Source organism: Quyinboa ferrireducens (assembly GCF_042436675.1).
Lineage (GTDB): Bacteria > Bacteroidota > Bacteroidia > Bacteroidales > UBA5342 > JBHJHP01.
This window is the reverse complement of record NZ_JBHMVA010000001.1, coordinates 632969-657793: the sequence shown is the minus strand read 5'-3', so window position 1 is coordinate 657793 and position 24825 is coordinate 632969. Positions and strand designations below refer to the sequence as shown.

Below are 24825 nucleotides of genomic sequence, written 5' to 3'. Positions count from 1 at the left end.
TTTATCTGATGTCACCTTTAATAACCTACTTTATAGTATGCAATTTACTTTTAAAGAAGGCATCCTGATATTGAACCCAGGCTGCTACACGGTTTCTAGCATACTCAACTTCAGGATATAAATCCTGATCAATTAGATTTAATTCTTCTTTGGGATCCAAATTCAGATCATATACTTCAACCTGATTCAGGCTTTCATTAAAAACAAATTTCATATTGTCCTTGCGATAACCAAAAAGATAATCGGACCACGGAGCAAAGAAAAAAGATTCATCAGAAACTGTATTAACCAAATTTCTACCCTGCCATTCATTTGGGACATCAACTCCAATTATTGAAAGGGAAGTAGTTGCCAAATCCTTTAACGCAGCAATGTCATCCTTCTTCTGTCCACTAAAAAGTTCACCACTAATAAAATAAAGCGGTATTCTTAGATTTTCCTCATATAAAGCAGTTCCATGCCCATATTGCCCATGTTGTCCAAATGCCTCTCCATGATCACCAACGACAACAACCAATGTGCTTTTATCCAATTCTCTTCTTTCAAGTTCACGCATTACTCGCCCTAACAATTCATCATTGTGTCTCAAGGAATTGAGATAACGGTTAAAGTTAATATCCTGAACACCAAAATCTTCTTCTTTTCCTGCAAAAAAATATGGATAATGTCCCTGAACGGTCCAAATCAGAGAGAAAAAGTTTTTGGTCGTATCTTCATCCAACCATGACGTTAAACAATCCACTAAACACATATCATCAATACCGTCTCCCTCAGTATAATTATCGCTATCAAGGTTAAACTTCTCACCACAGTCAATCATAGAAAAGTCTAATATTTGATCAAAACTACGATAGGATAAAAACTCCCGGCAATTTTGAAAATTGAGATTTGCAGATGAAAAAAAAGATGTTCTGTAACCTTCCTCCTTTAATACGGAATTTATTGTTGGATGTTCAAACTGAGGACTTTCCTGTGTTAAACTTTTATACGATAAATATGGATAAATCGAGCCTAAAATTGAAACCAGCGAACGGTTTGTTGCCGGGGCATGCGCATAAACCGTTTTGAATGTTAGTGCGTGAGCACCGTACCGGTTTAAATTCGGGCTTATGTTAAAGGCGCCACCATAATCATCAAAATATAAGGCCCCTGCCGACTCAAGTATTACAAACAGAATGTTTTTTACTCTATGATTTTTCGGAATCGAAACAGAATCTAAACCAACAATTCCTTTCGGGTCAAATGATTTCATATCATCTGGTAATGCCATTGTAAAAAAGGAAGAATTCGAATTAATGTCAATGATAGATTGCACCATACACAAAATTGCATTTTCCGATTGCCCCCTAGTCCATGTAGTATTCGCGGTTTTTGACTTAAATCCAATAATAATGGTAAATAGTAAAAGAATCGAATAAATAATATATTTCACTTTTTTTTGTGATCCTAATAATCTGTTTATTCTTGTAAGGATACCAGAAAGCAATAGCATCGAAACACAAAACGAAACCATATTTGCTACAGTTTTTAGCGATAAATTAGCAGAAACAGCAGATTTTGAATCATCGCTAAGCAGGAAATCAGAATAATAAAGCCACTGATAATTAAAAGGTTTCCCAAGATAAATGACGGTTTTAATATTAGTAAATGCTATTAATGTAGAGAATATTACCAGAAACATAAACATTCCATAAATCCATGTGCTTAGTCTATGATTCCTAACAAACAAAAAGAACAATAAAAAAGGAATGACGAGATAACCCAAATATAAGTAGTCGCTTATACTGGCTTTTATAAGTTTTGTTAAAATAACAGGATTATGTATAACGTTGAAAGGATAAATGCCCAGTATTTCCGAACGAGCGAGTGCCTGAAAAATTGCAAAACTAATACCAGTGAAGATTACTTTTTCAAATTGTGATATCCTTTCGTTATTATTTATCTTTCCTTTATATAGTTTCAGTACAATCCAGTATATGAAAACTATAACCAATAAAATTAACCAGCTTTTATTGGTTATATAAGTGATTCTTCCCGTTTCTTTTTTCGAATAAACCGCATCTTTTATGATTGTACCGTCAAATTCAACAACAATTTTTCCACTGGATTGAAGATCCCAAAGATCCTGATAATGTCCTTTTTTGCTTTTAGTTATCCAGAAATAGTATTGCAGAACTGAACCTTTTGGAAGATTCAAATGTAGAATAAAAGTATCACCCTGGGCAACCATCGGCGTATAAAGCAATCCGTCATTAAGTTTTGTATCATTTATCCAATTAACTGCATTTTCCAATTCATAATTCTCTACTTTCCATACAAGGTAAACACGATCTGAATATGGAGCAATATATCTGATTTCCTGATCAATAAATGAATCACATAATAAAGTATCTTTTAAACCACTATCTCTGTTATAATGCTCATACTGAATTTCAACATCATTTTGGGAGTTACTATAGTCCTGTGCCGCTTTAACACCCTGATTCAGGGCAATAACAATTAATATAACTACTACAATAAAAAATTGCTTCCCCCTCATATTTGTTTATCGTTGTAATTTATACTAGCAACACACTAAATTAACAAAAATATATTAAGTTAATCTTCTATATAATAGGTTGAATATTACATAAAAGCAGGTTTACTGAAATCTAAATAATCAATTTTCAGTACTATTGGCAGATCATTCATTTTGTATTGCTTCGAAATAAAAAAACATTTTTGCCTGGTTTATTGTTCTATAAAGTCAGAATAACAATTTATTAAGATAATAATGTTGAACGGGTGCTGTTCCCCAAAAGGGAAAATCTACTTCATTTTATGTCACTAATTTCAGTTCTTACAAAAACGTGTGCTTATAAATTGTAGTATTTCATATTTCTTATACGACCGAATACAATAATATGATTATTTTGTTCTAATTTTATTTTTACGCATTAGGTTAAGATAATCATGTAAAAGGAAGTTGACTAAAGAAAAATATTTAGAGACTCCTTGTAAATTAAAACAACTAATAGAATTTAAATTGGAATTATCTAAACAAAAATCTTAATTATGAAACGTATACTTGTTACAGGAGGAGCTGGATTTATTGGATCCCATCTTTGCGAAAGGCTATTAGATGAAGGAAATGATGTTATTTGTCTTGACAATTTCTCCACTGGTTCAAAACAAAACATTCTTAAATTAATTAATAATCCTTATTTCGAGGTAATAAGGCATGACGTTACGTCCCCATATGTGTCAGAAGTTGATGAAATTTATAATCTGGCCTGTCCTGCCAGCCCTATTCATTACCAATTTGATCCCATACAGACAATTAAAACTTCAGTTATGGGAGCGATAAATATGTTAGGATTGGCAAAACGCTTAAATGCAAGAATTTTACAGGCCAGCACCAGTGAAGTATACGGAGATCCCTTGGTTCATCCTCAACCTGAAAGTTATTGGGGGAATGTAAATACTGTTGGGCCCCGTTCCTGTTACGATGAAGGTAAACGTTGTGCAGAATCTCTGTTTATGGATTACCATATTCAACATAAAGTAAAAATAAAAATCGTTCGCATTTTTAATACCTATGGCCCTAATTTACACCTAAACGATGGACGTGTTGTTTCCAACTTCATTGTTCAGGCATTAAAAGGAAATGATATAACCATTTTTGGCGATGGAACACAAACACGTTCATTTCAATATGTTGACGATCTGATTGAAGGCATGATACGCATGATGGATAGTCCCGACAGCTTTACAGGTCCGGTTAACCTGGGAAATCCAAATGAATTCACTATGCTTGAACTGGCACAGGAAATAATCAAAATAACTGGCTCAACCTCCAAACTGATATTTAAGCCCTTACCTCAGGATGATCCTAAGCAACGGAGACCTGACATATCTCTTGCAAAGGAGAAGTTAGATAAATGGGAACCTAGAATACAATTAAATGAAGGATTGACTAAAACTATTCAGTATTTTGAAAAGCAACTTCAATCAAAATAAAAATCCGTAAGAGCACACTAGCCCTTACGGATTTCTCAGCCAACTGCCGAAATTTCGTTATTAAGTATCAAACAAATCGGGTTGAAAAAACTTATGAATTAACAACCGGTTCGTTCTGATATATTGAATTCTCCTTTACTGTGCTTTCAGTAAAACTAATTTTTCTGAAAGCATCTCTGACCATTAATCTAAGTCCCAGATTAAACAACAAAAAATAGCTCACAAACTTTTCCCGTGTTCCCCTCTGATCCCAAATAATAAGCTGACGTTGTTTTTGATTGTAAATCATGATCTCTTGTTTTAATGTTAGCAAAAGTGTTATTCCCTCAATACAAAAAATTAAATTCTTAATAATAAAAACACATTTAAATCCTAATACTAATTAATAGTTCTTTAAATGTTAATTCAAAGATAAATATAAATTTAATATAAACAAAATATTTTTTTATTATTACCCCTTTCGTTCAGTATTTAAGACAACATACCAGAAAAAAATGCGTACTTTTTACACTATAAATAACGCAAAAGTGTTGTAGAACATATAATTACTCGCCTTAAGACTATAAATTCCCATCCGGTTTCTATTTACATTCTCACTAAAAGATATGTTATAAAACATGATTTTATTTATATTCATTTTACATAGACGAAAGCTTATAATAATTATTTCACCAATTTATGTTGTAACCAGGGCAATTACTGAATTACAAAGTATATTAACAAAAACATTATACACAATAGAGGATACTTGCACATAAGCACAAGCCTCACTTGCGAAAGGTTTTCATACAAACGACCAATACAGGTATCTTTTAGAAAAATCTTCACGAATGACACTGTTAATAATAAATTTGAGTTTGAGGGCGAGTATTGAGGGAAAAAGCAAGAGCGTGATCACTCTCGTTCTCACGCTCTTGCTTTTTTGTGGGCCCACCTGGGCTCGAACCAGGGACCACCTGATTATGAGTCAGGTGCTCTAACCAACTGAGCTATAGGCCCGTTTAGTAACATTTTATGCTTCAGGTTTTGATTTATACTGACCACCTGTCCCGAATATTCGGTAAAGTCAGTCCCGATAGCTATCGGGATAACCAACTGCCCCGAACTTTCGGGGATAGGCCCTAAATTTTCATTGAAAATTTCGGAGTGCAATATTACAGAATTAGCCCAAATTTACCAAATAAAACATGCACTATTGATTGGCTAATAACTGAAAATCCAGCTGTTTCTTTTCCAGGTTAGCGCTGGCGACCTTAATCCTTACCGCATCTCCCAAACGGTATGTCTTATTTGTTCTTCTTCCGGTGATACAATAATTGGCATCATCGAACACGTAAAAATCATCATCCAGGTCACGCAACGGAACCATCCCCTCACATTTATTCTCTTCCAGTTCTACATATATCCCCCATTCGGTAACGCCTGAGATAACACCGTCAAACTCTTCCCCAAGCTTGTCTTTCATAAACTCCACCTGCTTATATTTTATGGAAGAGCGTTCAGCCTGTGCTGCCAGTTGTTCCATATCGGAACTGTGCTGGCACATGTCCTCATACTGTTCTTCATTTACACTACGCCCACCATTCATGTAACGATCCAGAAGCCGGTGAACCATCATATCCGGATAACGCCGGATGGGTGAGGTAAAGTGTGAATAATACTTGAATGCCAGTCCGTAATGCCCTATATTGAATGTAGAATACTCAGCCTTTGCCATAGAACGGATCGCAATGGTTTCAATCAGATTTTGTTCCGATTTACCTTTTACCTTAATCAGTACCTCATTTAATGAAGCAGATATGCTTTCCTCACTGGCTGCATTAATTTTGTAACCAAACTTCTTTATAAACTGTCTGAAGGTATCAAATTTATCCGGCAAGGGTTTGTCGTGAATCCTGTAAACAAATGTTTTGGCCTTCTTCCCTTTCGGAACTTTACCAATAAATTCAGCGACAGTCCGGTTTGCCAGCAGCATGAATTCCTCTATTAACTGATTGGAATCTTTGGGCTCCTTAAAAAAGACCCGCAATGGTTTACCATGTTCATCAATTTCGAACTTCACCTCGGATCGTTCAAAATTAATGGCACCATTAGCAAATCGTTTACTCCTTAATTTCTTAGCCAGACTGTTCAGGATCTTCAACTCCTGTTCAAAATCACCCGGTTTTCCCTCGAGGATATCCTGAGCCTCTTCATATGCAAAACGGCGATCCGAATTAATAACGGTTCTGCCTATCCAGCTATCTTTCACTTCGGCATTTTCGTCCATTTTGAACACAGCTGAAAAGGTCAGTTTCTCTTCATTGGGCCGGAGGGAACATATGTTATTGGATAAGCGTTCCGGCAGCATCGGGACGACCCTGTCTACCAGATAAACAGATGTTGCTCTTTTATACGCTTCATTTTCCAGTAAGGTTTTGGGTCGGACATAATGTGTAACATCAGCAATGTGAACGCCAACTTCCCATAAACCATCTTCGAGTTTCTTAATTGAGAGTGCATCATCAAAATCCTTGGCGTCCCATGGGTCGATCGTAAACGTAGTGGTCTGTCTGAAATCCCGTCGTTTCTTTATTTCCTCCTGTTCAATCTGATCACTGATCTTTTCTGCGGCCTGAATAACATTTTCGGGATATTTATGCGGTAATCCGTATTCAGCAAGAATAGCGTGCATCTCCGCATTGTTGTCCCCTACATTTCCAAGCACTTCAATAATCTTCCCAATCGGGTTTTTAGCTTTTTGCGGCCAGTCCACAATACGGGCTATGGCCTTTTGTCCCTGCTTCGCTTCACCCAACTTATCCAGCGGAATAAAAATATCGTATCCCAGGCGTTTGGTATCCGGAACTAAAAAAGCGAAATTATGCGATACCTCCACTACTCCAACAAAATCGTTTTTACCCCGCTTGATGATCTCAACAACTTCACCTTCAGGCAGGCGGCGCTTACGTCTGGCGTATACCACAACCTTCACAGTATCGCCGTTCAATGCTTTATTTAAAGCATGATCCGGGATAAACACTTCTTCTCCTCCTTCATCAGGAACCAGATATGCAGCACCACTTCCATCGCGGGAGAGTGTCCCGGTAATAAAAGCACCCTGATTGTTAAGCCTGAATCGGCCGGTTGAGATTTCATTTAAATGTCCGGCATCAGCTAGTTCTGTTAGTACAACATTCACCAGTTGCTTTTCAGACATGCGTTTCAGATCCAGCTTTTTAGAAAGCTGCTTGTAATTCATAACCTGCTTAGGGGTCTCAATGAATTCATTCATGATTAACCCTGACAGGTTGCGTTTATTAATTTTGGGCTTTTTACCTTTTTGTTTTGGCATAATGTATATTTAATGTATAGTAGCGGAGCAGAAGAAGTATTGCTAAAGATTACATTCCTGAAGCACACATGGCTTCCACTTCCTCAACAGTTATCGGAATACGTTCACCAAGCAGCTCGCATCCGTTTTCAGTCACCAGAATATCATCTTCCAGCCGAATACCACCAAAATCGCGGTAGGAATTGATTTTATCGAAGTTCAGAAATTCCGCGTTGGTTCCATCTGCCTGCCAGGCATCAATGAGATGTGGTATAAAATAACACCCGGGCTCATTGGTGATCACATAACCGGTTTCCAGTTTCTTTCCTAAGCGCAGACTTTTTAAACCAAACTGCTGGCTGCGCTCTATGGTTTCATCATAACCAACCAGGTTCTCTCCATAATCTTCCATATCATGCACATCAAGCCCCATATGATGGCCCAGTCCATGAGGGAAAAACAGTGCATGTGCACCTGCTGCCACAGCATCGTCCACATTGCCTTTCATCAATCCCAAATCCTTTAGTCCGGATGCAATAGTTTTAGCTGCAATCAGGTGACATTCCCTGTAATATACACCTGCACTGGTCGCCTCTCTTGCAGCTTCATTTGCGTTCAGAACAATCTGGTATATCTCCTTTTGCTTTTGAGTAAACTTACCACCAACAGGAGTTGTACGTGTATGGTCTGTTGCATAATTCAGAAATGAAGAACAACCGGCATCCACCACCATCAAATCGCCCTGTTTAAGCTCATTCGGATGAACGTGATTATGGAGAATATGCCCGTTCTTTGTTAGAATTATGGGAAACGAAATCCCTGCCGCATCACTGGCAGCAATGCCCTCAATACGTCCTGCTATTTCACGTTCAAACAATCCCGGTTTAGCCATCTTCATGGCAGTTGTATGCATGGCATAGGCAGTTGGCATGGCACTCCTGATTTCCTCTATTTCGACTGTTTCCTTAATGGAACGCATTTTAATACATGCCTTCAGCAGCTTTTCTGAAACAAAAGTCTCCACTTTATTCGGATGAACATTTAGCAACTCTCCCAGCCAGATTTTACGATCGGCACGGTAAGGTGGTAATATATGAATGCGTTGTCCTTTTTTTAATGCGTTGGCTATCAGCTCCCCGAATGCTTTCATCGGCATATGTTTGGCACCAACTTTCTGTGCTTTTTCTGCCATGGTTTCCTGCGATCCCATCCACAGAATCATCGTAGAAGTGAATTCATCGGCAAAGAAGATATCCTCATTATTGTCCACATCTATTGCGGCTGTAAGTCCGGCCTGATCATGCCCAAAGAAATACAGAAAAGTGCTGTCCTGCCTGAATCTGTAGGTGTTATCCTCGTAATTCATTGGCATTTCGTTGTTCCCTGGAAGCAGAATTAAACCGCTACCCATCATTTTTTTCAATTGTTCTCTTCGGTTAACATACACACTTTTCTGAAACATAACTTTATTTTTTTAGCATTTTAAACATATTCAACTCTTGTTCGGTAAGGAAACGCCATTTACCACGTGGCAGGTTTTTCTTTGTCAGTCCGGCAAAATATACCCTGTCAAGTTTAACCACATCGTACCCAAGATGTTCAAACATGCGCCTTACGACCCGGTTTCTTCCGGAATGGATTTCAATTCCAATCTGCGATTTATCCTCGGGATGGGCATAACTCACCACATCGGCAGCAATAAAACCATCCTCAAGTTCAAAGCCATCCGCCAGTTGCTGAAGATCATTCTTCGTTACATCCTTATTCAGGAACACGTGATATATTTTTTTGTGGTTGTACTTTGGATGCGTTAATCGCGCAGATAAATCACCATCGTTAGTCAGCAACAACACGCCGGTTGTGTTTCTATCCAGCCGTCCGACCGGATAAACGCGTTCCTCACAGGCATTTTTAATCAGGTCGTATACGGTTTTTCTGGCATTAGGATCCTTTAAGGTAGTTACCGTATCCTTCGGTTTATTCAACAATATATACACCTTTTTTTCCGGCTTGATCCGGGTTCCGTCTACCCGAACCTCGTCAGACGGATTGACCCTGACTCCCAGTTCTGTCACCAACTTTCCATTGACTTTTACAAGCCCCTGCTCAATCAGTTTATCTGCCTCACGACGAGAGCAGATTCCTGCCCTTGCAATGTATTGGTTCAGCCTAAGATCCGATTTAGGCATTTTTTTGACAGAACGACTTTTAAAACCACCTTCTCCGGCATCTCTACGAGGTTTATCGAATCCTCCTTTTCTTTTATATTCTCTGCCGGGAGCTCCTTCTGCCCCGTCTTTCTTCCTGTAATCCCTTTTAGGAGCACCACCCTTACCTTCACTGCGCTGAAAATCCTTTTTAGGTGATCCGGCTTGTCCTTCTTTTTTTCTGAAGTCCTTTTTAGGAGAACCATCCCGGCCCCCTTTTCTGCCTCTGTCTGAATAATTTTGTTTCATGGTGCAAAGGTGATAAAAAAACACCAATAAAAACAGATACATAAATCAGGTTAGCATATTAAAAAGATTTAATTATTTCATTCTTAGAACTATCAGGACTAAAGTCCATTTTTATACTTATCACATTGTAACACGGGGCTTAAGCCCCGTGTTACCTGAAAGACATTAACGTTGGACTTTAGTCCAAATTGAAAAGGAAGTTATTATGCTTTTCAAAAAGCAGTTATCTTTGTTCTTACAGTTTTAAACATGAAGTTGTGATAAAAGTAGAATCCATAACAAAAACATACGGCAAACAGAAAGCTCTTGATGAAGTCTCTTTCTTTATAGGGAAAGGTGAAATTGTTGGCTTTCTTGGTCCCAATGGTGCCGGAAAGTCCACGATGATGAAAATACTAACCGGATATATTCAAATGGATTCCGGACGGGCTGAAATATCAGGAATTGAGGTAAACAAGGATGATATTGCCTCCCGGTATAAGATTGGATATCTCCCTGAGAATAATCCGCTTTACACAGATATGTATGTGAGGGAATACCTGCGCTTTGTCGCCGGTTTCTATCCGGTTGATCATATTAATGCGAGGATAGAAGAACTGATTGAGATCACAGGACTGACTCCTGAAAGCCAGAAAAAAATTGGAGCTTTATCTAAAGGCTACCGACAGCGTGTAGGCATCGCTCAGGCTCTTATTCCTGATCCGGAGGTACTGATTCTGGATGAACCAACCACTGGTCTTGATCCAAACCAGATTGTTGAAGTCAGGGATCTGATAAAGAACCTGGGGAAAGAGAAAACCGTTATGCTTTCTACCCACATTATGCAGGAAGTACAGGCCATTTGCGAACGAGCCATTATAATAAACAATGGCAAAATTGTAGCGGATGCTCCGGTAAGCCAGTTAAGTCAACAATTAAACAAGAGTTTCAACATCAGGGTAGAATTTGAAGATCCCATTGATGAGGCAAAACTTCGGGCAGTTGGCTCTGTTCTGCAGATAGAAACATCCGGATCTGTATATAAGATTAAAGCCAGCAACGATATCCGAAAAGAAATATCGAGACTGGCTGCCGACAATGACTGGCTAATTCTGTCTATGTCGCTTGAGAAATCTTCCCTGGAGGATGTTTTCAGAGAACTGACGAAATAAAAACACGGTTTACTTATCCAACCGTACAAGGTTAGCCTCCAGCGACACTTTAACGTCTTTACTTATGGCCTTTGAAACGGGACAATTCTCCTTGGCTTCGTTGGCGTATTTTAAAAACATCTCAAGCGCCAGCTCAGGAACATTTCCCATCGTTGTCAGAACAATTTCCTTGATAGCAAAACCATCGCCTTCTTCCTTCAGATTAACCGATGCAGTGGTTTCGATGCTAGCAACTTTATAACCGTGAGATGACAAAATATTGCTTAGTGCCATAGAAAAACAACCGGCATGAGCTGCACCAATCAGTTCTTCAGGAGTGGTTCCTGAACCTCCCATAAACCTGGAATTAAATGAATACGGTGATATGTGCCCTGATGATTCCAACCGGATCAACCCGCTTCCCTTTTTCAAATCTCCTTCCCACTGTGCAAAACCTTTACTTATCATTACTTTTTGTTTTAGGTTAATAATATCAAATACTTACTTTAAGTAAAACAATGCAAAGACATATACCTTTCATTGCATTAACAGTTATTTCATTTGTTTAACAGCTCCTTTTCAATTATTTGATCCTAATTGTTTTAACTTGATACTTTCAAAATAAGGGAGTTGAGTGAACCAATAATTTTGGTTTACAGATTTCCGTTATTCCACATTCCATTATGTGAATGTGTTTAATGTTAAACTTAAAAATATTGTATTATGCAACCACTTTATGAGCAGAATTGTATTCATCGCGCAGACTTACTGGAAGAGGATAAAATAACCACGTATTATTCCATGCTTTCTCCCGGTTGGGTGATTGAAGATAAGACTAAACTGGTAAAAACGTATCCATTCACGGAATACGCTCCCTCTGTTGTTTTTGTAGATAAAATCGCAGAAATTGCGCAACAGCAGAATCATCATCCCGATATTCTTTTGGGGTTCAAGAAGGTAACAATAAGCTTAACAACCCATAGTGCGTCCGGATTAACAGCCAATGATTTCATTATGGCTGCAAAGATTGACAGAATCTGACAGGATCGCTTTAAATTTTGGCCCAACCGATATTTTACAGCAAAAACTGTAACAAAAAATGTTTTTGTACGTACTAACTTTACAAGCCCACGATTAATTATTTATTGAAATGTTATGAAACGAACTTGAACTTCTTTAATCAAAAACACTCCATAACATGATTAAAATAAGTTCATGCGAGAGGAGGAACGGTTATCCCGACACATCGGGATTCCCAAATTTTAAAGTATTAATGAATTTAACTTGAAAATTTTAATCGGATGAAAACATCGTTAGCTATAGTTTTTGTTGTGGCAATTTTTATAGTAGGAAACTATGCTACAACAGACAATGTAATGAGTCAGCAGATTGACGAAACATTTAACAACATTAGTGCTGTAGAGATAAACGGATCCTTTATGAATGTGGAAGTTGAAAGCCACGATGCGAATAATGTGCATCTTTGGGGTGAGCTAACGACAAAAAAAGCCGGTGACGATTCAAAAATCCTGTATGAAGTAAATGGCGGAACCTTGTCTGTTTGGGTGGAAAAAGATAACAAGATGTTTAATAACCTTTCCGGGCACCTGAAACTTGAAGTCCCTAAGTATATTCGTGTAAAGGTCAACAACTCATCCGGAAGTATTACTGCAAGAAACCTGAAAAACGACAAACTGGGCTTAACCTCCAGTTCGGGAAGTATTCATGCTGAAGGCCTTCAGGGCAAGATGAATGTTTCGGCAAGTTCCGGCAGCATTTCACTTTCAGGTATTGAAGGAGAACTTGATGTTACAACCAGTTCCGGGAGCATTAAAGTATACGATGCAGAAGGTAATATCAGCGCCAGATCATCCAGTGGGAGCCAGGTATTTGAAGACATAGAAGGGAAAATAAGAACCAACGCATCGTCCGGTTCTCTACGGTTTAATTCCGTTGAAGGAAAGATCAGCGCGGTGACAAGTTCTGGAAGCATTCGAGTAACTGATTTCGAAGGTGCATTGAATCTGACCTCGTCAAGCGGCAGCCAATCCGGACAAAACGTTCAACTTAAATCAGATTCAGAATTCCATTCTGTTTCTGGAAGTATAACCATGAACCTTGATAACAATGCCGATGATTTTACATTTGATTTGAGAGCCACATCAGGAAGTCTGAAAGCTTTTGGTAGCAGCGGTAGTAAAACCCTTAAAACCGGTAACGGTGTCATAATGATACGAGGTTCAAGTTCATCGGGATCACAGCGGTATAATTAGAACCTACTTAAGATTTAAATACTGAACGTTAGTGCTCGTATTCACGAACACAATACTTTTTTATTTGCCCTATTTAGGGCAAAATTCCCCTATATTTGTACAACAACACAAATAATAAGACGCTTATGATCTCAACTCTCGTTCATGTTTGGGTTAAGAAAGAGCATTTAGAAGCATTTCTGAAAGCCACTAAGGCAAATCATCTTGCTTCAGTTAAAGAAAATGGAAACATACGGTTCGATATCCTGCAGGACAAAGCCGATCCGCTTAAATTTACATTTTACGAAGCCTATATTTCGGAAGAAGCTGCTGCAGCGCATAAAGAAACAGAACATTATAAAACCTGGCGCGATACCGTGGCTGACTGGATGGCAAAACCCCGCGAAGGCTTTAAACACACGATTTTATTTCCTGAAAATACATAAGCCTTATGATCGATCCTTTTGTATTTGCCAAACTTCCAAAAATATTATTCGGACCGGGAAAGCTGGCCGAACTTAAGAAGGTGATTGCACCATTCGGTTCACACATCCTGTTTATTACCGGTGGAAAATCCTTCCACGCCTCAAAACAATATGCCGGACTTATCGCTCCTATTCTGAAAAGCAATTCAGCATACCTTGAACCAATATCCGGCGAACCATCCCCGGCGATGATAGATGCAATTACAGAGGCTTATACCGATAAAGACATTCATGTTGTTGTTGCCATTGGTGGTGGAAGTGTGATGGATGCAGGAAAAGCGATTTCAGCCATGCTTGCGGTCAACGGGAAAATAACAGATTATCTCGAAGGTGTGGGCCATCTGAAACCCGAAGGGAAAAAAATACCATTCATTGCCGTTCCAACCACCTCAGGTACCGGAAGTGAGACGACTAAAAATGCTGTGATTTCACAGATAGGGAAGGATGGTTTTAAAAAGTCGCTACGCCATGATAATTATGTGCCTGATGTAGCCATTGTTGACCCTGAGTTGATCCTGACCTGTCCTCCAAACGTAACTGCTGCCAGTGGAATGGATGCCTTTACGCAACTTTTAGAAGCCTATCTGTCACCAACGTGCGATGAAATGACATCTTCACTTGTGCTTTCCGGCTTAAAGGCCATTAAGCGCTCCCTTATTGCTGCATTTACGGATGGTGAAAATCTGAAAGCCAGAACCGATATGGCTTATGCGGCTATGATATCAGGTATTGCTTTGTCCAATGCAGGACTGGGTACCATTCATGGCTTTGCATCTCCTATAGGTGCTTATTTTGACATTCCGCATGGCGTGGTTTGCGGAACTTTAATGGCAGCCAATAATAAATTTACCGTTGCCGAATTACGGGCAGAAAATAAACAGGATGCGCTTAAAAAATATCTTACAGTTTCAAATATCTTCGTGGATTCCAATGCTCCAACAGACAAAAAGATTGACCTGTTCATTGAACAGCTTTACGCCATAACAGAACAGCTGCGGATTCCAACGCTTGGTGGATTTGGAATCACAACCAATGACATTGAAAAAATTGTGGCCGGATCCGGGAATAAAAATAATCCCGTAGCTCATAGTAAGGAAACAATGGCATCCATATTACGGGAACGCTTATAAATTAAGCTGCCCTTTCAGGGCGCACTATCATGCGATCTACTAACCCAATGCGACATTTTCGCAAGCTCAAACTCTGCATTGGGCTAAATTAATCTGCCACTTCGTGGCGCATAATAATGAAATAGTTTTTATAAATGATTTTGATTTTCAAAAATTAGAATTGTAGATTTATTTCTGGCAATTCGGGCTGAAAGCCCAACTTATTTCATCCCAAAGCAAACAGAGTGGCGCTTTGGGTCAGAATAAACAAGATTGTAGAGCGCCCTGAAAGGGCAGCTTAAAAAGGTTATAACGTATAACGCAACAATTCATCCAGTTTAGTATAAAACTCAGGAGTCTCACCTAAAAAACGGGCCACTATTCTTTTATTCTTATCAAGGATAATTTTTGAAGGATAACCTCTTACGCCATAAAGGATTGAAACGTTGTGTTCAATGTCACTTTTATTAATAAGCTGAATCCATTCAAGACCATTTTCTTCAACAGATCTCCTCCATGCATCTTCTTTATCATGACAAGCAATGCCAACTATTTCCAGTTTGTTTTTGTATTTCCTGTAATATTCTTTCATTTCAGGGAATCCCTTAATGCACCATCCACACCAACTACCCCAGAAATCAAGAACAATATATTTGTCTTTAATAGAGTCCAGTGAAAAATCAGAACCAGAGAACGACGTTAAAACAAATTCAGGAGCTAAGGTTCCGGATGATACCTTCTTTTCATTTTCCACCGTTAAATTAAACCTCAGGATATGCTGATAATGGTAATCCAGCATATTTTTGAAAGTTCCTTCACGGATATCTGGAGTGAGTTTCGGATAATACTTTTCAATGGTATCATAACCCTGTGAAACCAGATAATATGCGGATAATTCTTTATCCGGATTATTTTTCACATAATCTAATCTGTCAATTTCAAGAATACTATCCATCCTGTCAATCTCCCTTATCAGGCTATCAATGATGTGTTTTTTAGCAGTATCCAAGCGTATGAAATTGAATTCCTGAAGAATTTTAGATAATTTTATTATGGTATCTTTCTGATTAAACCTGATTTGGCCGTAAATCTCATTAAACTCAGATCCGAAGGCTTTATAATCCAGATAATTCGCTTTTAGGTCTCCTTTAACCTTAATGTTATCATTAGGTTTAATTAGCAATACTACTTCTTTTTGAGGTACTGAAAACAAAGATCCATCCGGTCGTTTAAACCTTCCTTTAGCAGAACTAAATTCTACGAAAACTGGTTCAGTAGTTTTACTATTATAGTAAAAAACATTCTGTTTAGAATAAACGGTATCTTTTGCCCACTCCGAGCTATAATATTGTGATATTGGAACATATCTGACAAAAACCGTATCATCTCCTAATCCACTAATATTCAGTACGGCATTATGATTCTCTTTGCATGAATACCAGCTAAATATAAAGACGAAAAACAGGACAAGGGTAAAAGTATGCTTCATAAATTTATAATTAAACAGAGTAAAATGAAGTGCCAATTTATAAAAAAAACTCATCCGTTGGTCTGATTCCAACGAATGAGCCATAAATCTACGTACCTAATATTAATCCTTCTTCTTTTAATTCAAGACAAAATTTATTGGTAACATAAAGCTGACCCGAACCGGCTTGCCTCTCTGAATGCCCGGTTTCCAATTTGGCATCGCTTTTATAACCCTAACGGCTTCTTTGTCGAGTAATGGATCAACACTTCTTTTAACTTTAATATTGCTCAACGATCCATCCTTTTCCACGATATAATTAACATATACTCTTCCCTGGATACCATTTTTTTGAGCCTCATCAGGATAATTAATATTATCCGACACGTATTTCATCATAGCTTCTTCACCCCCGGGAAACTGAGGCATATTTTCCACAATCTGAAACACCACATTCTCATCCACTGCAGGTTTGTCCTCAATAATGGTCAGTTTTTCACTCTTTGATTTTCCATCGTTTAAAACAAAATTGATGGGCAACATGAAGCTAACCCGAACCCTCTTTCCTCTCTGAACGCCCGGTTTCCATTTTGGCATCGCTTTTATAACCCTTACGGCTTCCTTGTCCAATGACGGATCAACACCTCTTTTAACTTCTATATTAGATAAAGATCCATCCTCTTCAACAATGAAGTTTATATAAACCCGTCCCTGAATACCGTTTTTCTTGGCAACATCAGGATAGTGAATATTCTGACTCAGGTATTTCATCATAGCGGCTTCTCCCCCCGGAAACTGAGGCATTTTTTCAACAACCTGGAAAACAACTGGTTTGCCAAGTGCAACCACTTCTATTTCATCCATTTTGTTTCCGTTACTCTCTAAGTCTACAGTCACAGTTTTTAACCCTACAAAACTAATAACTACTGCTTTATCAGATTCTTCCAAAAGATTTGATTTGATCTTTAAAATAAACTGACCTGTCATGTCAGTTACGGTACCCAACGTAGTTCCTTTTAAGATTACTGACGCTCCGGGTAAGGGATTATTCTTATGATCCAAAATTTTGGCACTTACAGTTACTCCATCCCCTGTTTTCTCTATTTTTTCATCCTTTACAATCATATCTCCGGCAACTACATTTGCTCCATCGGTCACCTCTTTCTTACCGTTATCCAAAGCGAAATTTATGGGCAAATTATACGCCACATTCACAGCTTTACCTCTTTGTTCACCGGGAGTCCATTTCGGCATCCCCTTGACAATACGTACAGCTTCTGCATCCAGTGCAGGGTCAACACCACGAACAACTTTTACATCGCTGACTTCGCCCTTTGTGTTAATGATAAAATTCACATACACGCGGCCCTGAATGCCCTTTTCTTGCGCTGTTGTTGGATATTTAATGTTCATTGATAAATATTCCATCATGGACTTTGCGCCACCAGGATATTGGGGCATTTTTTCCACAATCTGATATATCTGCCGCTCATCATTCTGTTCATACGGAGTTGCAGCCGAATTGTCAATATTATTTTCGCTTATCAATGGCGCTACTATATCATTTACCGATAATTCAGATGCAGCCACAAAAAATATTCCGGAGAAAAGCATCAGGCTCAACAGAGCACTAACCAGTACACCTTTCTTATTCACTTTAGTTTTCATCATTTTAAATCGTTTTTTTGTTAAGGAATAACTGAAACCAGTCCCCAGATCAAACCTGGTCCCCATAACCTGGTACAAAAGAGATCGTTGATAATCAGCCACCGAAACGCCGCCTCTAAGGACAGCACGATCGGCAATAAATTCATGATTTTCAACAATGGCTTTGCGAAGTAACCATACGAACGGGTTAAACCATTGAACCAGCAATACCAGTTCCAGAAGAATAAGGTCGAATGTGTGTTTTTGTTTGACATGAATGGATTCGTGCTGTATTATGCTTTGTATGTCATCGTTCTGCATAAAGCTTTTAGGCACAAATACCGTATTCAGAAAAGAGAATGGCTGGAATATCTTCTCACTCTGTATCAGGTTAATCCCCTGCACTTTTTGCATCATCGTTTTCCGTTGAAGGATCCCGATTTTAGACAGTGCAAAGATTAACCGGATAACAAGCAAGGCTAATCCAACCATATATAACCAGTGAAGACCTGAATGTTGCTGAACTGCAGGAACAACATTCTGCTTCATTAAAGTTCCGTATATATTAACCATATCGAGCATAAAACCGTAATATACCGGCTCTTTTACCGTGGCCATTTCAGGTCGCATCAAGGTGATATGAAACAAGGGCAAAACCGAAGTAAATACTAAGGCTACCAGCAGAAACCAACGGTTAAAGCCCGGAATATTCCTGTTGCGCAAAAACCCGTAATAAAACAAAGTCAGAATTCCCAGGCTTAAAGCCGATTCAACGATATAATTAATTACGATATTCATACTCATATATTTTAAAGTATCAGGATCAAGAATCAGGTAACATGACTTGCTCAGATTAAATAAAAGCACTGTATACAAGGTTCTTGCTGATTAACGCGGAAATCTTCGCTGATTTTCGCAGAAAAATCATCTTGCGTCTTGTGTCTTGATTCTTGTGTCTCAAATCTTTACTTTAATTCCTTTTTGATCTCTTCCATCATCTTCTCAAATGTTTCCAGATCCATTTTATCTGTTTTTGCAAAAAATGAAACCATGTCTTTAAACGAGTTGCCAAAATAGTTGCCAATGAAGTTCTTCATAAACTTTTTGGTGTATTCTGGCTTTGTTATCAACGGAAAATAAAGATAACCTCTGCCAAAAGGCTCATGATCCACAAATCGTTTCTTCTCCAGAATTCGTACTATGGTTGAAACTGTATTGTAAGCCGGTTTTGGTTCCGGTAAATCTTCCAGCACATCATTTACTGTTAGTTTCCCCTTCTCCCAGATGACCTGCATTACCTGTTCTTCTGCTTTTGTTAGTTCTTTCATTTTTAATAGAATCAGGAATCAAGATAAAAGAATCAAGACAGAAAAATTGCTTCTTCTGTTGATTCAAATACAGATTCAAATTTTACATTGTGTCATTCATTAATAACGTTACAACTTTCTGTAACTGTTTCATTAAACACTCAACTAAATTCTTAGTTCAAATATACAACTAAATAATTAGTTGCAAAATTTTTCAACTATTTTTTTAGTTTAATTATGTTTTTTTGCTGTAAATCATAATTCAGCTTATATTTATAAGAAAAACGATGAATGACTTTATTCTGTATATCTGGCAGAGTTTTTATGTGACAGTATTTACATTTCTCTTAGCATTTGGGATTCCACTTTTTCTGGCTTTTATTCAGAATTTTATATCCGGTACCAGCGAAAAGCTGAGCAATGACATTTTAGGTGGAACCATTTATAAGGTTTTTGTGGCCAGCATCGGTGTCCCTATACACGAAACAGGACATGCCATTTTTGCGCTGATATTTGGCCACAAAATCACAGAAATCAAGCTGTTCAAAAGAGATACGTCTGATGGACGATTGGGTTATGTAAATCATTCCTACAACAAAAAAAACATATACCAAAACATTGGTAATTTTTTTATAGGAATAGGGCCGGTTATATTCGGAACGCTCATTTTGTATATCCTTTCACGTATTTTATTTTCATATGACCTGAGTGAAAAATTCAGTTCTGACCTGAGTATTTTTGACCAGGTGCGTTTGATTTTTAAAGGAGCTTTTGGCCTTTTGGCAGGTGTCTTCAGTTCCGGTTCATTCTGGAAATCCTTTATCTTTCTTTACCTGGTGTTCGCAATCGGGAATAACATAACATTAAGCAAAGCCGATTTAAAAGGGACGTTCGGAGGCTTATGGATATTGCTTCTTGTTTTATTTATCATCAATTTTGCAACATTATGGCTCACCGATTTTGCTTCGGAGTTTTTGCTTGTTGTTGGTCGTCTGGCCTCAGGATTTTCCCTCATCCTGGGCATTTCCATTGTGTTAAATCTTGTATTTCTGGGTTTGCTGATCGTTTTAAAACGGCTGTTCAACAAATAGCTTAAGGCTTCGTCTCAAAAAACGTATACCCATCGTATGTTGGTTTTACAGCTATGTTGGCTATTCTTGAAAAATCATCAGATTTAAACTTATGTTCTTCATCCACCGTTATAACAGCAGGATTTGACTCCAGCACCATTCCAGTGTATAGGTTGCTGATTTCGGGAGTTGTTGTTTTAATTCCGGATGAATAAGAATACATACATTGGTGATAAACGGGATTAACAACCTCAATATCATCTATACCATTCATATCAAACACGGTTTTCACATGGAGGCCTTCGAGTAAAAAAGTAAAATAGCGTCCAATAACATCAATCGTAGCCGGATTAATAAATTTGTAGACCGTTATTTTTTTGGGTTCCCTTATAATGAATAAATATGGCGTATAATTTTTACTGAAAACATCATAAACCAGATTCACCCTGTCTGTCTGAAGACTGCGGTCGTTCAACCTGTTCTTGTCTTCCTGGCTCAGGGGTTTTTCGTAGCTGCGTTTGCTCAGCATTCCTAAAAGTTCATAATCCAGATTGCCCAAAAATTCAAGCCGCTGGTTTCCGTGTCGGTTCAGCATATCATAAGTACCACTCATTAACCGGGGTTTAAACTCAGGAAAATTACAGTGCAGAAACTGATAATCCTTATTTATCTTCTCCTTCCCATTTCGCTTAATCTCAATTGTCTTTTGCACATTGACCCATGCAGAATAGGTCATTTTCGACTGGCTGTTTGCTGATCTGTTATGCGACAAATCAATGAAATATGCAAACTCCTTAACTTCATAGGCCAGCTCATTAAGCATTGCCTTGGTATTCTGTATTATTGATATATAATTGGGATTAGGACTCGCTATTACCTTTGTATTTATGAAATAATATTCCCCTTTACGTACCGGCTCTCCAACATTTACCTGAAAGTTATACGCAATAGGGAAAGGCTTTAACGGATCAACACTAAATATTTTTTTTGCCAGGGAAAACTCATCCTCTTTTGCCTTGTCCCATGCCTGTAGCTGAGCAAACATTCCGGATGTTTGGTATGCCACTTCAACACCTGTGGCTTCCAACTTTTCTATGAGTTGCTTTTGCGTGATAATAGCAGCTACTGTTACTTTAAAATCACCATCATCTTTTTCTTCGGAAAGCTTTTTATAGGTTTTAATAAAACCTTTGCTATATGATAAAACCTCATCTTTTACGATTTCATCATTTTCAATTTTTGTCTCGCTGGAAATTAGTGCTCCAACGGCTTCCTCCACGGCATTTCTCAACGCATTTTCCATGGCTTTATCTGAAGTTTCTCCATACGCCGATGTAATAATTTTCTTTTCTCCTTCACCCGCAACCAAACGTTCACCTTCGATATCTTCGGTTTCAAGATTGGAAGGGACCTTAAGCTGAGCATACGAAAGAACCGTTACAGAGATAAAGAATACGACTAATAAAAATCTTCTCATAATTTTTGTTTTAATTGTTACTTATAACCTCAAATGACCATTTATCGCACGTTATGTTATTAAGTAAATACGTTTTTAATTGTTCTGTTTTATTATAATTGAGCGCTTTAAGCGACAAATACAGGTTTCCGGGAACATAATCTGTGTCAATCCCATTGAATGCACTTATGACAGACATAATAAGTGACTTTTGATAATCTTTTTGTATGCGGTAAACTGCAGCGGATAAAATGATTTTTTCCAGCGTAACTCCGTTAAAATTCACAGCATCGCGTATACTGATAATGGCACTGTCCTGCTTGTTGTCATTAAATAGCAGTAATGCTTTTTTGTAAATCACATCATTTGAACCAGAAAACAGATGCAGATTTAAAGCTCCGGGATAACGTTGTATGGCACTAAATGCATCAAAAGGTTCCTCTCCTTCGGCATATTCGGATGCAAACAACAAAATATCATCCCAAAGCTCGTCACTTTTTTCAATGTTACTAAGAAATTCTGTGTAATATGCGTCTTTGGCTTCAAACCCATCTGATACTGCTATTAGATCCATTAGAATCAAGCGCTTTGAAAACTGACCGGCTACCTCCTTTTCGGCCAGGAGTTCATATACCAATTGGCTTCCAGTCTCACCTGATCCGAACAGGGTAGATTCAAAAACAGTTCCCGGCTCCAGACCGTAACATTTTGCCATTACCGGCAAAGGAGCGTTTTGTCTGGAAAGAAATCCGGCATTCATTCTAAGCTGATCCGCAGGAGAAACCGGGCAATATGAAATATACCTTTCAGCAGAATAAATATCCCTGGAATTCCTGTATTCCTTTTCGCATAAAGAGTTCAGATCCGGCAAATCTGCCATATCAATTTCTGAAATTTCATATTTTTTTACCGGGCACTCAAATCTGATTTTACGGGCATCACTGTCACCTGTAATTCTTTTAGTTATCAAATCTGAAACTTCAACATTAAATCCCTTTCCGTAATATTTAACGAATAGGGGAAACAGGTCCTGGGTTTTTTGATCCTGAGTATAAGAACGACTAAAGATCAAATACAAACCCATCAGTTCTGCCGACTTTAACCGTGCCTGACTGATTTGTGCAGTAAGCACCCGTGATGAACTAACCGGATCATTAAATACTACATCCGAAAACAACATCGTCCTGCTACTACTAAGCGCATAGGTAACACCGTTGTACTCATAATTCAACTGCCCGGTAATTACCGGGCAATTAAAAAACAATAGTAAATATAATATGCTATAACTCTTCCTCTTCACCAGTTACAGTGTAGTTGCTTTTCTTGGTTTTTTGAGGTTGAGCCTGTTGATTGTTACCGTTGGCAGGTTCCGGTTCTGTAAATGTTTCCTTTAATTCATCTGCCCTGGCTGCAATAGTAGGTGACCACATAACCACTACCCCTGCAACATTTTGTTTTGAAACCGGATGAATACCTTTCCACTTCCTTACCATGGTTGTAGGTAAATTCAGTGTGGTTGATTTTGACTGTACCGCCTGTGACCATTTCTGCTGTGAAAAATAGGAATCAGTACCATCTGCATATTGCTGAAATTTTTCAGTTGTTTCACTTACCTCATCAGCAATCATATCTTCTGCCACAAAATTTTTAATGTTATTTACAGCCGAAAGTCTTGCTTTACTGTAAGCTCTGGAGAATTCAGCAGAAGCTCTGGTACCGCTTGCATTCACCTCTTCCTGTCCAAATCCGTATACAACCATATCACCATTCTGATCGTACGTAATATAGGTTCCCATTCTGCCGACAAGTTTATCGGGGGTCATACCTAAAATCTTGTCCATCGAATTTGTCGATTTTCCCTGCTTTGCCTGCGAATCATCCCGGTTCTTAATCATGGCTGACAGTGACTGAAACTCTGGTGAGTATTTCATACATACAGAAACCTGATAGTCATTATTCCCAGCCTCTCCCTCACAAATACGGACGACTGCACAACCTTTTACCATTCCGGAAACAAAAGAACGGATCGATTCATTATACTTCTGTTCAAACACAGCCTTCTTATTGGATTCGTTCAATTTCTGTATTTCCTCATCCGAAACACCGAGTGCACTCAAAGCTTTATCAAGCGACTTATCCATTACCATTTTGGCCTTTTTCAGCATACCTGCTTTCTTTTTCTGATCCGGATCTTCACCAATTATTTTATCATCGATCATTTCAAATCCTCTACCTGAGGTGATCTGTTCACCTGCCATTCTCAGTAAATTCATTTTAGCAGTCATTTCAGCAATTGAATATGCCACATTTCTTGATAAAATAAATCCCGGCATATTACTAGGCCTGGTAGTAGTTCCTGATGCTATCACATAAATGGAACCATCGCTGTTAATTGCATCCAGACTCTTCCCTTGTCTTGCAAGTGAATTCATAACCGATTCAGTTAATTTATCTTCCGGGAATTCAAGCACTTCTACCTGGACATCCTGTGTCTCAGAAACGGCCTTTGAAGCCGCCATATCTCCGGGATTTTGAGCTTTGGCCATTAAAAAAGGCAAAAACGCAAAAAGCAATAATTGTTTTTTCATTTTATTCAATATTTATGGGTTTGTAGATTGCGTAGTAAAACATAGACTTATCATCAGACTTCCAGCTTGCCAGCTTGGACATAGAGTGAATAAATCCTTCTGAATTCTCTTTAATTGTCTGAAAATATGATGTTTTTTCTTCTACTTTCCTTTCGTTACCTTCCGTGGTAACAATTTGCTCTATTACCGCCACTGCTGACGACGTAAAATCAGAACCATTAATCAATACTGCAATTTCCTTTTCAGCTTTAACCTTCCCAATTCTTTCAAGAATGGCACGTGATTGTCCCTTATTTTCCACAAAGCCAACTCCAACAATATAGGCCTGCCCATCAAAAGGTATGACCTCGGCACCTCCCTCGCTAATGACCGGATGTTTTTTTACAACCTTAATCAATGAATCAGTCTGTGACCATAAAGCTAATGGCAACAAAAACACAAAAAGCGTTGATGCGATATATTTCATAATGGATACATTGAGGTGCCGTAAATTTATTAAAAACCCAATGGTTTTATGTTTCAGGTATTTAAAATTATAAGCCGTC

General features: G+C 38.3%; 20 protein-coding genes and 1 tRNA gene. 7 read left to right on the top strand and 14 right to left on the bottom strand.

Annotation, left to right across the window (positions count from 1 at the left end):
* Positions 1-25 precede the first annotated feature (25 nt).
* Entirely contained in the window at positions 26-2539 is a 2514-nt protein-coding gene (locus ACE01N_RS02480; protein ID WP_380584467.1) for an LTA synthase family protein, read from the bottom strand.
* A 515-nt stretch (positions 2540-3054) separates the two neighbouring features.
* Between ACE01N_RS02480 and ACE01N_RS02475 the strand changes: the two genes are divergently transcribed.
* Positions 3055-3999: a UDP-glucuronic acid decarboxylase family protein gene (locus ACE01N_RS02475; RefSeq protein ID WP_380584465.1), complete on the top strand. Its 945-nt coding sequence runs from the start codon at positions 3055-3057 to the stop codon at positions 3997-3999.
* A gap of 91 nt (positions 4000-4090) precedes the next feature.
* Here ACE01N_RS02475 and ACE01N_RS02470 read toward each other — a convergent pair whose 3' ends face one another.
* The 5 genes from ACE01N_RS02470 to ACE01N_RS02450 form a co-directional block, all read right to left on the bottom strand.
* Positions 4091-4288 (bottom strand): hypothetical protein, encoded by a 198-nt coding sequence (locus ACE01N_RS02470; protein ID WP_380584463.1) that lies wholly within the window; start codon positions 4286-4288, stop codon positions 4091-4093.
* 636 nt (positions 4289-4924) lie between these two features.
* A tRNA-Ile gene (locus tag ACE01N_RS02465) sits at positions 4925-4998 on the bottom strand.
* A 193-nt stretch (positions 4999-5191) separates the two neighbouring features.
* A complete protein-coding gene (rnr, locus tag ACE01N_RS02460) occupies positions 5192-7333 on the bottom strand; it encodes a ribonuclease R (RefSeq protein WP_380584461.1) in 2142 nt (713 codons plus the stop codon).
* A 49-nt stretch (positions 7334-7382) separates the two neighbouring features.
* Positions 7383-8774 carry an aminopeptidase P family protein gene (locus ACE01N_RS02455; protein WP_380584459.1) on the bottom strand — a complete coding sequence of 464 codons (1392 nt, stop codon included), beginning with the start codon at positions 8772-8774 and terminating at the stop codon, positions 7383-7385.
* Between the two features lie 4 nt (positions 8775-8778).
* Positions 8779-9768, bottom strand: coding sequence for a pseudouridine synthase (locus ACE01N_RS02450; RefSeq protein ID WP_380584457.1), 990 nt, complete (start codon positions 9766-9768; stop codon positions 8779-8781).
* A gap of 257 nt (positions 9769-10025) precedes the next feature.
* Between ACE01N_RS02450 and gldA the strand changes: the two genes are divergently transcribed.
* The gene (gldA, locus tag ACE01N_RS02445; RefSeq protein ID WP_380584455.1) at positions 10026-10919 is read left to right on the top strand and encodes a gliding motility-associated ABC transporter ATP-binding subunit GldA; all 894 of its coding nucleotides are present in this window, start codon (positions 10026-10028) and stop codon (positions 10917-10919) included.
* A 9-nt stretch (positions 10920-10928) separates the two neighbouring features.
* Here gldA and ACE01N_RS02440 read toward each other — a convergent pair whose 3' ends face one another.
* On the bottom strand, positions 10929-11366 hold the full coding sequence (locus ACE01N_RS02440) for an OsmC family peroxiredoxin (protein ID WP_375727738.1): 438 nt from the start codon (positions 11364-11366) through the stop codon (positions 10929-10931).
* 255 nt (positions 11367-11621) lie between these two features.
* On the opposite strand from ACE01N_RS02440, the gene ACE01N_RS02435 reads away from it, so the two are divergent.
* From ACE01N_RS02435 to ACE01N_RS02420, 4 genes are all read left to right on the top strand, one after another.
* Entirely contained in the window at positions 11622-11939 is a 318-nt protein-coding gene (locus ACE01N_RS02435) for a 4a-hydroxytetrahydrobiopterin dehydratase (RefSeq protein ID WP_380584453.1), read from the top strand.
* A 260-nt stretch (positions 11940-12199) separates the two neighbouring features.
* Positions 12200-13171 carry a DUF4097 family beta strand repeat-containing protein gene (locus ACE01N_RS02430; protein ID WP_380584451.1) on the top strand — a complete coding sequence of 324 codons (972 nt, stop codon included), beginning with the start codon at positions 12200-12202 and terminating at the stop codon, positions 13169-13171.
* Positions 13172-13296: 125 nt separating this feature from the next.
* On the top strand, positions 13297-13596 hold the full coding sequence (locus ACE01N_RS02425; RefSeq protein ID WP_380584449.1) for an antibiotic biosynthesis monooxygenase: 300 nt from the start codon (positions 13297-13299) through the stop codon (positions 13594-13596).
* Positions 13597-13601: 5 nt separating this feature from the next.
* Entirely contained in the window at positions 13602-14765 is a 1164-nt protein-coding gene (locus tag ACE01N_RS02420) for an iron-containing alcohol dehydrogenase (protein ID WP_380584447.1), read from the top strand.
* 286 nt (positions 14766-15051) lie between these two features.
* Here the strand turns inward: ACE01N_RS02420 and ACE01N_RS02415 are convergent, their stop codons facing one another.
* The 3 genes from ACE01N_RS02415 to ACE01N_RS02405 all read right to left on the bottom strand — a co-directional run bounded on the left by ACE01N_RS02415 (position 15052) and on the right by ACE01N_RS02405 (position 19187).
* Positions 15052-16233: a TlpA family protein disulfide reductase gene (locus ACE01N_RS02415; protein ID WP_380584445.1), complete on the bottom strand. Its 1182-nt coding sequence runs from the start codon at positions 16231-16233 to the stop codon at positions 15052-15054.
* Positions 16234-16350: 117 nt separating this feature from the next.
* Positions 16351-18657 carry a TonB family protein gene (locus ACE01N_RS02410; protein ID WP_380584443.1) on the bottom strand — a complete coding sequence of 769 codons (2307 nt, stop codon included), beginning with the start codon at positions 18655-18657 and terminating at the stop codon, positions 16351-16353.
* A 167-nt stretch (positions 18658-18824) separates the two neighbouring features.
* On the bottom strand, positions 18825-19187 hold the full coding sequence (locus ACE01N_RS02405) for a BlaI/MecI/CopY family transcriptional regulator (RefSeq protein ID WP_375727748.1): 363 nt from the start codon (positions 19185-19187) through the stop codon (positions 18825-18827).
* Between the two features lie 266 nt (positions 19188-19453).
* On the opposite strand from ACE01N_RS02405, the gene ACE01N_RS02400 reads away from it, so the two are divergent.
* Positions 19454-20257: a hypothetical protein gene (locus tag ACE01N_RS02400; protein ID WP_375727749.1), complete on the top strand. Its 804-nt coding sequence runs from the start codon at positions 19454-19456 to the stop codon at positions 20255-20257.
* A 1-nt stretch (position 20258) separates the two neighbouring features.
* On the opposite strand, the gene ACE01N_RS02395 is transcribed toward ACE01N_RS02400, so the two are convergent.
* Genes ACE01N_RS02395 through ACE01N_RS02380 form a run of 4 tightly spaced genes read right to left on the bottom strand, consistent with a single transcriptional unit; the run spans position 20259 to position 24746 of the window.
* Positions 20259-21713, bottom strand: a complete 1455-nt coding sequence (locus ACE01N_RS02395) for a hypothetical protein (protein ID WP_380584440.1) — start codon at positions 21711-21713, stop codon at positions 20259-20261.
* A 10-nt stretch (positions 21714-21723) separates the two neighbouring features.
* Entirely contained in the window at positions 21724-22992 is a 1269-nt protein-coding gene (locus tag ACE01N_RS02390; protein WP_380584438.1) for a hypothetical protein, read from the bottom strand.
* Complete coding sequence (locus ACE01N_RS02385) at positions 22973-24280, bottom strand: DUF6844 domain-containing protein (protein ID WP_380584436.1); 1308 nt, start codon at positions 24278-24280, stop codon at positions 22973-22975. Before ACE01N_RS02385 ends, ACE01N_RS02390 begins: the two co-directional genes overlap by 20 nt.
* Position 24281: 1 nt before the next feature.
* The gene (locus ACE01N_RS02380; protein WP_380584434.1) at positions 24282-24746 is read right to left on the bottom strand and encodes a hypothetical protein; all 465 of its coding nucleotides are present in this window, start codon (positions 24744-24746) and stop codon (positions 24282-24284) included.
* Positions 24747-24825: the final 79 nt, after the last annotated feature.